General features: G+C 37.5%; 10 protein-coding genes. 4 read left to right on the top strand and 6 right to left on the bottom strand.

All coding sequences use genetic code 11. From position 1 onward, the window contains the following. The first annotated feature begins 604 nt into the window (after positions 1-604). Entirely contained in the window at positions 605-1,336 is a 732-nt protein-coding gene (locus O3607_RS09355) for an SIMPL domain-containing protein (RefSeq protein WP_005388036.1), read from the top strand. On the opposite strand, the gene O3607_RS09350 is transcribed toward O3607_RS09355, so the two are convergent. Next, entirely contained in the window at positions 1,317-2,063 is a 747-nt protein-coding gene (locus tag O3607_RS09350; protein ID WP_005388035.1) for a ubiquinone/menaquinone biosynthesis methyltransferase, read from the bottom strand. The two genes, O3607_RS09355 and O3607_RS09350, sit on opposite strands and share 20 nt — an antisense overlap. Before the next feature lie 343 nt (positions 2,064-2,406). Here O3607_RS09350 and sstT point away from each other — a divergent pair, with 343 nt between their 5' ends. Together sstT and O3607_RS09340 are read left to right on the top strand one after the other, a co-directional pair. After that, entirely contained in the window at positions 2,407-3,627 is a 1,221-nt protein-coding gene (gene sstT / locus O3607_RS09345; protein WP_371443773.1) for a serine/threonine transporter SstT, read from the top strand. Between the two features lie 264 nt (positions 3,628-3,891). Then, complete coding sequence (locus O3607_RS09340; protein WP_371443772.1) at positions 3,892-5,409, top strand: NAD(P)/FAD-dependent oxidoreductase; 1,518 nt, start codon at positions 3,892-3,894, stop codon at positions 5,407-5,409. Positions 5,410-5,490: 81 nt separating this feature from the next. Here O3607_RS09340 and O3607_RS09335 read toward each other — a convergent pair whose 3' ends face one another. The 4 genes from O3607_RS09335 to O3607_RS09320 all read right to left on the bottom strand — a co-directional run bounded on the left by O3607_RS09335 (position 5,491) and on the right by O3607_RS09320 (position 9,253). Then, positions 5,491-6,147, bottom strand: a complete 657-nt coding sequence (locus tag O3607_RS09335; RefSeq protein WP_024065438.1) for a hypothetical protein — start codon at positions 6,145-6,147, stop codon at positions 5,491-5,493. A gap of 134 nt (positions 6,148-6,281) precedes the next feature. After that, a complete protein-coding gene (locus tag O3607_RS09330) occupies positions 6,282-7,403 on the bottom strand; it encodes an AI-2E family transporter (protein ID WP_371443771.1) in 1,122 nt (373 codons plus the stop codon). A 190-nt stretch (positions 7,404-7,593) separates the two neighbouring features. After that, positions 7,594-8,619: an outer membrane beta-barrel protein gene (locus O3607_RS09325; RefSeq protein ID WP_371443770.1), complete on the bottom strand. Its 1,026-nt coding sequence runs from the start codon at positions 8,617-8,619 to the stop codon at positions 7,594-7,596. Positions 8,620-9,031: 412 nt separating this feature from the next. Further along, a complete protein-coding gene (locus tag O3607_RS09320) occupies positions 9,032-9,253 on the bottom strand; it encodes an aquaporin (protein ID WP_024063851.1) in 222 nt (73 codons plus the stop codon). Positions 9,254-9,485: 232 nt separating this feature from the next. Between O3607_RS09320 and O3607_RS09315 the strand changes: the two genes are divergently transcribed. Next, the gene (locus O3607_RS09315) at positions 9,486-10,193 is read left to right on the top strand and encodes a glutamine amidotransferase (RefSeq protein WP_371443769.1); all 708 of its coding nucleotides are present in this window, start codon (positions 9,486-9,488) and stop codon (positions 10,191-10,193) included. A gap of 230 nt (positions 10,194-10,423) precedes the next feature. Here O3607_RS09315 and O3607_RS09310 read toward each other — a convergent pair whose 3' ends face one another. Further along, entirely contained in the window at positions 10,424-11,833 is a 1,410-nt protein-coding gene (locus O3607_RS09310) for an MATE family efflux transporter (protein WP_371443768.1), read from the bottom strand. Between the last annotated feature and the right edge of the window lie 263 nt (positions 11,834-12,096).

The raw sequence follows: 12,096 nt of genomic DNA, 5'->3' as shown, positions 1-12,096 counted from the left end.
GAAGCTATTTGAATAGCTCATTATTTGTTGTCGTTACATTTAAGTAACTTTGAATTATGGTTGGTTTTGACTTTGTCAAAACCCGCACTCTGGCATATGTTCAATCATATGATTGATTACCTATCATTGTTCAGTTTTCAAAGATCTGTTATCAGTTTCACGCTTCAGTGAAGCGCCATCTGACGACTTGATTATAATAACATGTGAGCAATTTCATGTCAACACATTTTATAATCTTTTTTGAAGTTCTTTCGAACTTCAAAGTGTATTTCTACACTCATTAAGAAACAGTCGTTCGAACGACTGTATGGATATTATAGTATAACCAAAAAATAATGGCAACCCCCAATTCTCAACTTCACACAACTTTCATTGCACATTCATTTTTCACCCTAAAAACTAAAGATTGATTTTATACAATCTATTTTGTATAATGTAGCTGTAATATAGACTCTTTCACTTATATAGTTATATAGTTATATAGTTATATAGTTATATACTATTTAATACTATATTTTAATTTTGAATTAGCTCTATATTTCAATTTAGTCTTTTATTATGGTAGTTATTATTAATACTATAATAATGTGTGAGGAGATTGAGTATGAAATTATCCAAACGTTTATTATCCAAAACAGTTGCTATTGCTGCGGTATGTGCAACTATGGCCACTGCAGCCTTTGCTGCACCACAAGGTACATTTGATACCTCTGAAATTCAAATTACAGGCGAAGCCTCTCGTTCTGTAGCACCTAACTATGCGATTTTAACACTTGGTATTACTAGTGAAAACACTAATATCAATGCTGCAAAATCCAATAACGATCGCATCATGAGTGATTTAATCAGCAAGTTAGGTCATTTAGGTATCGACAAAAAAGATATTTACACATCTAATATTTCTATTAACCCTACAAGTGATTATCAAGATGGCAAACGAATCAACACTGGTTATAGTGTAGCAAATCGTGTGACTGTAAAAATCAACAATCTCGATAATGTAGGAAAGGCTGTTGACGCTGCTGTTAGCGCTGGCGCCAACGATATCAATAACCTTTCATTCCAAAATGATGTATCTCAACAACTGTCTGATTCTTTAACTACCGAAGCAATTCAAGACGGTCGTCATAAAGCTGAGGTTATTGCTGCAGCCCTTGGTCGTACTTTAGGCCCTGTAAAAACTGTTTCTATTAGCACACCACAAACAAGCTCTATGGACTCTGGTTCCTATCGTAACGCCGTAATGTTAAAAGCGTCTCTCGAAACTGCTACTCCTGTTGAAAAAGGATCATTAGTAGTTTCTCAAGACGCTAATATTACTTATTATTTACAATAGAATTTTCTGGTACCACACCTTCGTGGACCGCTACAATGCCGCCTGTCAATTCATGATAGGTGGCATTTTCATATCCTAAAGATTTCCAGATTTCAAGAATCTCGCTTTGATGAGGATATCTGCGTAAGGATTCTGGCAACCATGCATAAGAGGAATTATCCTTACTCAACTTACCTATAATGGGTAATATATAGGAGAAGTAGAAATTATATAACTGTTTAAAACCAAACATGCTTGGCTTTGCGAGTTCTAACACAACTACTTTTCCACCTGGCTTTACAACACGTTGCATTTCAGATAACACTTGTTTAATATCTGGCACATTACGCATTGCAAATCCGCTCATAGCAGCATCAAATGTGTTATCTGCATATGGTAATGCCATCGCATCACCTTGAACAAGATTAACTTGATCTATTAAACCAGCATCTTCAATGCGTACACGACCTTGATCAAGCATCTCACTATTAAAGTCCAAAGCCTCTACTTTTAATGTTGGTTCTTGACGTAACGCTTCCTTTGTAAACACACAGGTACCACATGCTACATCAAGCACACGTTGGTGAGGACCAATATTCATTGCTTTTACAGAGAATTTGCGCCAAAAATAATCTTGTCCAAAGCTTAAGACTGTATTCATTAAATCATAGTTTTTTGCAATATTAGAAAAAACACCTTGTACAAATTGCTCTTTATCGGCATACGTTTTAAATTCTTTAGTATTCATTATGGTCCTTTCACTAATCAAGAACTATATTCAAACTCTTTACTCGCATAGTATATCATACTATGACGCCTATCAAAAGAATCCTATTATATATACTATATATAGTAACTATGTAAAGAGCACATATTTAGTTAAAGTAATATATTCACTACTATTAAAACTAGCATATTACAAAATAAATATCGTTATCAATCACAGTAGATCTAACTTAACTATATATAAACGACTATGATATTATCTATTGCCACCATCCTGTGTTCGTTGTATAATGACATATGTCCATGACGAAAAGATATCTTTTCCATGGTCTTTTATTAGTTTTTATTAAGTATTGGAGTGTACTATGAATCGATTTGTAAAAACAATCAATAGAGTCAGTCTAATCCAACAAATTATCATAGGTTTGATTATTGGTATTTTGACAGCTCTATACGTGCCAGATGTGGCAAATGAATTAGCTTTATTAGGCGTTCTCTTTGTTGGTGCTTTAAAAGGGATTGCACCAATCCTCGTATTCTTTCTTGTAATTGCAGCCATCAGTAAACACCGTTCTGGCCAAAAAACAGGGATGGGCTCTGTAATCACATTATATTTATTAGGTACATTCCTTTCTGCAGCACTTGCTGTAGTCGTAAGCTTTATGTTCCCTACTACATTACACCTTGCAGCTAGTGCAGCCGATGCAGCTCCACCACAAGGTATCGTAGAGGTAATGAAAACACTTTTAAAAAATATTGTTGATAATCCAGTAAAAGCCTTGATGACTGCTAACTATATCGGTATTTTAGGCTGGGCACTTATCATTGGTGGCGCTTTACGCCATGCACCAATGAATACTAAGGAAGTAATGGAGTCTATCGCTCAAGCTATTACAACTGTAGTAGGTTGGATTATCCGCTTTGCTCCTCTTGGTATCATGGGTCTCGTAGCTGACTCTATTGCTACTAACGGTATTGAAGCTTTAATTGGTTATTTCCAATTACTCGTATTACTACTTGGTTCTATGATTTTCGTAGCATTAATAGTAAACCCACTTCTATCTTTTGTATATCTTCGCCGTAATCCATATCCATTGGTTTTCAAATGTTTACGTGAATCTGCAATCTATGCGTTCTTTACTCGTAGCTCTGCAGCAAACATTCCTGTTAACCTTGATTTAGCAAAACGTTTAAAACTTAACCCTGATATGTATTCCGTATCCATTCCATTGGGTGCTACTATCAACATGGGTGGTGCAGCGATCACAATTACAATCATGACATTAGCTGCTGCACATACACTTGGTATCGTTGTAGATGTCCCTACAGCAATCCTTTTATCTGTCATTGCTACAATCGGTGCTTGTGGCGCTTCTGGCGTTGCTGGTGGGTCCCTACTTCTAATTCCTCTAGCTTGTTCTCTATTCGGTATCTCCAATGACATCGCAATGCAAGTTGTAGGTGTAGGCTTCATCATTGGCGTTTTACAAGACTCCACCGAAACAGCACTTAACTCCAGTACAGATATTCTCTTCACTGCTACTGCAGATTATGCAAAACGTGGCTATCACGAAAACTGGAATTAAATATACTTTTACAATCATACTAAAGACGGTTCTTCGGGACCGTTTTTTGTATTTAAAAATCCATAAATACTAGATTACTATACGACTTATAAATGTATTCATTGTATAATATAAAGAACATACTTTATAAATCAACATAGGTATTAATATTAATCATATACGTTTATATTAATTACAATCGCCTATATTGATTTTCTTCAATATAGTGTTATAATAGAGTTAATGATAATAACTATTAATAGATAGCAATAGAAAGGAATCAACATGAAACAGTACGATATTATTGTAGTGGGTACAGGTGGTGCAACCATCGTAGCTGACGCTGCTATAAAAGTAGGTAAAAAAGTAGCTATCATAGAAAAAGGTAAATTCGGTGGCACATGCCTAACTCGCGGTTGTATTCCTACGAAGGTTATGGTTACAGCAGCTAATGCCATTCAAGAGGTAGAAGAGTTCAAAAAAATAGGCGTCAATGTTGGCGATGCAACTATGGATTGGGACACTGTAGCTAAACGTACATGGCATATGATTGACAAGAATGCAGGCATCTATGATTACTATAACGCTTATGACAACGTAGATGTATATCGCGGTGCTGCAAGTTTTGTGTCCGATAAGGTTATGAACATCCACCTTAACGATGGTTCTAGCATTGTAGAAATCACAGCACCAACAATTATCCTAGGTACTGGCGGTTATAGTAATGTACCGAATGTACCAGGCCTTCAAGAGGCAGGTTTCCTTACTAGTGAAAGTCTCTTTGGCGATAAATTCCCTAAACAACCATACAAATCCCTTGCTGTACTCGGTGCAGGTCCAATCGGTGTTGAATTCGGTCACGTATTTGCATCCGCTGGTACAGAGGTAACAATTCTTCAACATAATGTACGTTTAGTACCTAAAGAAGACGAAGAGATGTCCGAACATCTTCTTCAAAACTACCGAGCTCGTGGTATTAATGTAATCTTAAACCAAGACACTGTTGAAATCCGTCAAGAAGATGGTCTTAAAGTTGTAGTCACTAAAGATCGTAGCACTGGTGAAGTTACAGAAACTAAGGTAGAAGAAATCCTCGTAGCAGCTGGCATTCGTCCTGCTGTAGAAGAGCTCCACCTCAAAAATACAGGTATTGAAACATGGCCAAAGGGCTGGATTAAAACAAACGAGTTCCTCGAAACATCTGTTGATGGCATCTATGCCTTAGGTGATGTAAATGGTGAACCAGCATTTCGTCATCGTGCGAACTATGAAGCTGATATTATTGCCCACAATCTATACTTTGCTAAAAACGAAGAAGATTTCCGTTGGGCACGTTATGATACATTGCCAAAGGTTACCTTCTCCTACCCTGAAATTGGTAGCGTAGGTCTTACTGAAGCAGAAGCAATTAAAGCAGGCTATAATGTAGGTGTTGGTAAAAATTACTACTCCTCTACGGCTAAAGGTTATGCTATGGGTATTAATCCTGGCGATGTAAATGATGGTTTCGTTAAAATCGTAGTGGACAAAGACACAAACCACATTCTCGGTATGCACGTAACAGGTCCTCAAGCATCCATCCTCTTCCAACCTTACGTAAATCTTATGAACAGCGGTGTAACTCCATTGACTGCTATTAATGAAGAAATCGCATCTGAACGTACTAAACGCTTACGTGAAAAAGGTATTACTCGCGAAATGGATCCTAAATCCGTTATCACTGTAGGTGAAACTATGAGCCCACATCCATCCTTAATCGAGGTTATTATGTGGACACAAGTATACTACGAAAACCGTTGGTAATAATAAATATATAACCATTATATAAATAAAAGAGCTGAAGATTTTATCTTCAGCTCTTTATTTATAATCTCGCTAAATAGATTAACGACCCATATCAATGGTGTTATCCCAAATAATATTTGTTTTACGACCGTCGAAACCTTGATCTGGTTCAGGAGGTAATTTACTAGATTTAGATTGACCTACATAAGCCCCTGTTTCAGCATCTACAGTAACTACAGTCTTTTTACCATCTTGATGCATTGTCATATAGTATAGAATCTTGCCTTCATGCGCTTCAATTTTCCAGCCTTTTACGACTGCATCAGCACCAAGTTGTTGTTTTGCAACGCGCTCAGCTTGAGCTGCTTCGATGACTTTATCTTTATTGAAGATTTCACCGATAACTTTCTTAGGTTTGCCACCTTCATCCATATCAGAAGTATTACCAGTGATAACGTCGATTTTCATCTTATATTGATGATATTTACTATAACCTACTACTTTGTAACCATAGTTCAAATCATTAGAGTTAAGCTCTACAGAATGAAGTGCTGCATTAGGAAAACGGTTTTGGAAAATAGTACCAATTTTACTCATAGTCATAACCATGGATTCCCCTGGCGCACGTTGTACAGAAATATCAGTACTTGTTTCTGGTTTTGTTTTACGTGCATCTGCCACACTAGGTGTAGCAACGGACAATACGCCAACTGCCAATACACCAGTTAATGCCATAGAAATCAACTTTTTATTCATTACATATCCTCCTACTATATACAATGCTTTCACCTATGGTAAAAGCCATCCGTATACTAGAATTACTATAATTTCGTGCTATACGCAACAGCACACAAAACATACATAAATAGATATATTATTTAGACAATATACTATAAACCTTCATTCGATGCAAGTCGATCGTTTACATCAGTCATAAGCAATTTGTAACATGTTGCCACCAAAGGTACGCCAATCAACATGCCAGTGACCCCCATTAAACTACCACCAACGATAACAGCTGCAAATACCCACAAACCAGGCAAGCCAACGGAATTACCTACGATCTTAGGATAAATAAAGTTGCTTTCAATTTGATGAAGCACCTCTAATATAATCACATAGATTAATGCATCCATAGGACTAACAGTAAGTAAGATAACTGCCCCGATAACGCCACCCACATAAATACCTAGCAATGGAATTAATGCAGTAAGGCCAATAACACAGGCAATCGTAGTGGCATATTCAATATTAAATGCCCATAGTGAAATACCAACCATAATGCCTAAAATCAAGGCATCTATGAACTGGCCTACAAAGAAGTTACTGAAGGTTTGAACAGCTACGCGTGTGACATAACTAACGCGATTTACCCACTCATCGGATGCATAAGCTCGTAAAATACGTTTGCCTTGCATCATAAGTCGCTCTTTATCGAGCAACATATAAATGGCAAAAATCAAACCTAAGCCTATATTCAAAGTCCACGATAAGGCTGTCCCCATCGCATTAACTAGGTATGTACCACCCTTTGTGCCCCACTCGCGAGTATATTTAACAACACTTTCACCACTCAAGGTATCCATAAGAGTTTGATTGGAGGCCATTGGAATCGTTTCTGTAAGGTGTTGCATCCAAGATTGGAAGTCTGAATATAACTGTGGCGAAGAAGCTACGATAATCGACATGGAATGAATCAATTGTGGAATCGCCATGCGAGCAATGAAATACACGATAGCACTGATAGTAACAAAGGATAATACAAGACTTAAAGGTCGTCTAATTTTATCTTTCCAACCAGTTTTACTCTTAGGCCACAGCCAGCGTTCATAACGCACAACGAGAATATCGAGGACAAATGCGATACAAGCACCTACTATAAGTGGAACAAAAGCAGTAATAATGGCATCAATAGCATTGGCTATATCGCTAATACGCAGCGCCATCATGATCATAACGCCAGCCAATATAATGGCCCCTATAAGCGGTTTGTAATATTTAAATCGTTTCATATATAACCTACTTTACTATACTCACACTGCATACATTACCAAAACTTAATGAACATTGTATGACCTACGATTGTATGCAAGCTTAGTATAACACAAAAGTCCACCTTATCACATGCTCGGTCCCCCGATGAACACGAGAGCATGATAGAAGGTGGACTAATTATATGTCTAATCTAAATTAGAATGAAGATTAGCGGTGAATGTAAACGTCTACACGACGGTTTTCAGCTTTACCTGCTGCAGTAGAGTTAGTTGCCACTGGTTTAGTGTCGCCATTAGCGATACCGATGAAACGATCAGCAGATACGCCGTTGTTTACTAAGTATTGAGCTACGTATTGTACGCGGCGTTCGGACAAGCCAACATTGTATTGGGGTGTTGCATCAGTATCAGCATTACCCAACAATTTGATTTGATCTTGAGAGTATTGGTTAGCAGCGTTTACAGCAGCTGTCAAGTTTGGATATTGGTCTGCACGAGCTACATCTTGGTCGGAATCGAAGTAGATGGATTGTACATAGTAATCCAATTTAGGAGTTTTGTATACAGGAGCTTCTACTACAGGAGCTGAAGCTGGAGTGTATACAGGAGCTGGAGCTGGAGTTGCTACAGGAGCTACTGTTTTGTGACTACCGAAACGGTAGGACAAACCAACTACAGGACCTTGGAAGGAGATGTTGTTAGTATCAGTAGCTTGTGTATTGATATAACGGTAACCAGCATTGATATCCAAGTCTTCGTTAACTTTGTAGCCTAAGCCAGCTTCCCAAGTGGAAGTTTTCTTAGTACCTACACTAGCTTTACCATACACTTCTACTTTGGAGCCAAGGTTAGCTTTACCAATTACACCAGCTTGTGCAATGTTGTTAGTACCATCAGCATCATTATTATGGATGCGTGCATAACCACCATATACAGCGAAGTTTTTGTTCAAAGATTGAACCAAGTTCACTTCATGCATATTTGTGTCAAGATGTTTAGAATTCAAACCATGGTAACCATATTGAATAGCAGTTTTGTCAGACAAAGCATAAGTCAAACCACCATCAAAGTTCCATTTGTGAGCATCTTTAAAGCCATCTGCTTTTGCTTCAACATTTGCTGCACCAAGATCAACTTGGAATTCGCCTTTGTTGAATTGAGTTTGAGGAGTTGCGCCAGCTACGGATACGCCTACAGCAGCAACTGCCAATAAAGCTAATAATTTTTTGTTCATTATAATTTCCTCCAAAAATAGCCCATAACAATACACAGGGCCTTGGTAATAATATATTTTCATTTTACACAACTTTTCGATAAATTTCAATATCTTTTATGAATTTACCATGAGAATTTCGAATTATATCTATATATAGATTTTATATAGTTTGAATTTAAAATTACGACTATCTCTATAATATAAGAATATTATGCTACCAATCATAGGATTAATTAGACTTCTATTTATTGTTTTAAGATTTATCTTATACTTATCTTATTGTGTCTTTAAATTTAGCTGAATAAAAGAAAACGCCTACGTTTCCGTAGACGTCTTTGTTAAATCAGTTTTCTTTTACATAGAACCATGCACGATGAAATACGGCTGCAATTGCACCACCAACTAATGGAGCAACGATAAAGAGCCATACTTAAGCCAAAGCTTCGCCGCCTGTGAATACAGCTGGAGCTAATGCACGAGCAGGGTTTACAGATGTACCAGTCAATGGAATGCCGATCAAGTGAACCATTGTCAATGTAGCACCAATTACAAGACCGGCAAGAGCAGATATTTTTTCACTAGCTGTTACACCAAGAATTACAAGCACAAATACAAATGTAAGGAATGTTTCCACTACAAATGCACCGCCCATAGAAAGGCCCACAGCACGCTCTTATAGTTTTTCATGTTACTCTCATCAGTATAAATATTTTCTAAATTATGCCGACGACTTTTTTCGATATAATTTTATAAAATATTATTCTTTCTATCTTTATTATATATCATGATGTTCATCACACAATAAATTCTATAGAATATGATATACTAGTGATGCGTATTTTGTAGAGATTTCTTTTGTAAATAGTACTTATATAGGAGGAACCATGAGTAAAACAGCTTATATTGTACGTCATATTAACTTTGAAAATGCCGGTATCTTAGAGGCAGTCCTTATTGATCGAGGGTTTAAACTAACATACATTGAAGCTCCCCTTGCCAATTTCGAACACTATGATGTGACAGAGGCTGATTTAATTATCGTTTGCGGTGCCCCTATTGGCGCATACGACGAAGAACTCTATCCTTTCTTAACAGATGAAATCAAATTTATTACCGATCGTATAAATAGTAAAAAGCCATTACTTGGCATCTGTTTAGGTGCCCAACTCATATCCCGTATTATGAGCGGTCACGTAGGGCCTATGAAACATGGCAAAAAAGAAATTGGCTTTGGGCCGCTAGAATATACACCTGAAGGGGCCTCCTCCCCTCTAGCATTGCTTGGCAATGTACCTGTCCTTCACTGGCATGGTGATGAATTTGAAATCCCTAAAGGTGCAGTGCGTCTTGCTAAAACAGAGCTATGTCCAAATCAAGCATTCTCCGTAGACAATCATATCCTAGCGCTTCAATTCCATATGGAGGCTGATCCTGCTGTAATTGAAAGTTGGCTTGTAGGCCATTGTGCAGAGCTTTCTAATGCAGGTATCGACATCCCTAAATTAAGAGAAGATGCAAAACGTCTCCGTCAAGAGTTGCCAGCTGCTGGCAAAGCCGCTTGTATCGCTTGGCTTGAACAAAATCATTTATAAAAATAAGAACCGCCTTAGTAATACTAAGGCGGTTCTTATTTCGTTCTTATATATATCCCTTACATAAGATGTTCTGGTCATATAACACATTCCCCAATGTGTCATTTTTTCCACATTTGGTATTGTACATCAAACAAATTGAATGCGCAAGAAGTTATTCATAAACCTTTCATAAATTATTTTATTTTTTTCAATATAAGAATGATACTCATATACAAATATTGATAGGTTTAAACAATTTTATGCTGCCATGCCCCACGAATAAATCGTATGTAAGAACAACATAAACGAAGAGATTGGTCAAAGCATAAGGATAACCATGCGCCTAATAATCCTAAACCAAAGGTGATACACAATAGGTAAGTAATAATAGGTCGTATTATAGCCACGCTAACAAGGGAGTATTTCATAATATAATAGGTGTCCCCTGCCCCTTTTAGTACACCAGAGTATACTTGTTGCAGTGCTTGCGGAAATGCAGCAATAGCCATGATGCCCATTAAAGCCCCCGCTAACGTAATGACTTCACTTTCACGTGTATATAATTGTACCAAAAGATCCCCAGGACCAATAAAGATCAAAGCACTGACAAGGCCCACAACGAATCCTATACGAGCTCCAATTTTACCATAAGTCTTTGCAATATCAGGTCGTTTATGACCAAGGCTCTGTCCTGTATGGGATGCACCGGCAAAACCGAGCCCCATAGCGAAGTAATAGAATATATCCATCAAATTCATACATACATAATGAGCAGCTAGTGGAACGGCCCCTAAGGACGCAACGATCATGGTGTACGTATACATTCCAAAACGCTCAAAGAATTGTTCTCCTAAGGAACTGCCACCTACGTGGAACATAGTATGTAACACCGTTCGTTCAAATTTCCATTTTGAAGGATGTCGTAAGGTTAGCCCGGTAGTAGTATATTGTGAAATCGTACGCAGTAGTAATAGAGCAATCACAGCACTACTAATCATTGTAGATACACCGGCGCCCATGACACCGAGTTCAGGAAAGAATCCAATACCATAAATCAAGAAGAAGTTCATGATGGTATTTAGAATATTCCCTACTACATTAGACTTAAAAATAACCTTGGTATTGCCATACCCAATAAGAGCAGCCCCTACAATTTGACTAAAGGATTGGAATATTAGACTGATGACAATAAAACGACCATACCAGACAGCGGTCTCAATATAGCCATCTTCTGCACCTGTAAAACGTAAGATATGCTCTAAATTAAAGAAACATATGGCCAATAAAGGGGCATAAATCAAGAAATTTAATAGAATGGATTGCTTAAGAACGGCATTCATACCATCCACTTCACTCTCACCATGTCGGCGAGCTATAATCGCTGTTACCGCAATGGATAAGGCACGACAGAATATGAGCATCACCATCTCTGGCTGCCCCATGATACCTACCGAAGCTAGTGCGGATGCACCTAAAGCACCAACCATCGCTAAGTCTATGGCCGTCATAAACTGTAACATCAATCCTTGTAATGTAGCGGGCCAAGCTATTTTTAAATAATTACCATACAGTTGCTTTGTAGTTCCTACCGGACCTAACCGCTCTGCAGCGGGCAACATGGTATCTAATGAAAGCCATCGTTGTATGCGTTCTAACATAGTAACTCCTATTCATGCAAGATCATACAAGGTGGAGCAAAATTCTTAGCCCCTAATATCTTCTGTATTATATCACAACAATACATGAAAAGTCATTCATATATTATATTTTATTTAATAACCTATATCAAAATAGAAAAAGAACCCCTTACCTAGTCACTTATACCCATTAGGATATAAACGTGATAAGTAAGGGGTTTCTTTTTTACAATTCCAGTTCTTTAAAATGATTATTATTGAAATTGCATCTCACTAAAATAGAG

Origin of the sequence: Veillonella sp. 20925_1_51 (assembly GCF_041431445.1) — a bacterium.
Taxonomy (GTDB): domain Bacteria; phylum Bacillota; class Negativicutes; order Veillonellales; family Veillonellaceae; genus Veillonella; species Veillonella nakazawae.
This window is presented reverse-complemented; position numbering and strand designations above follow the sequence as displayed.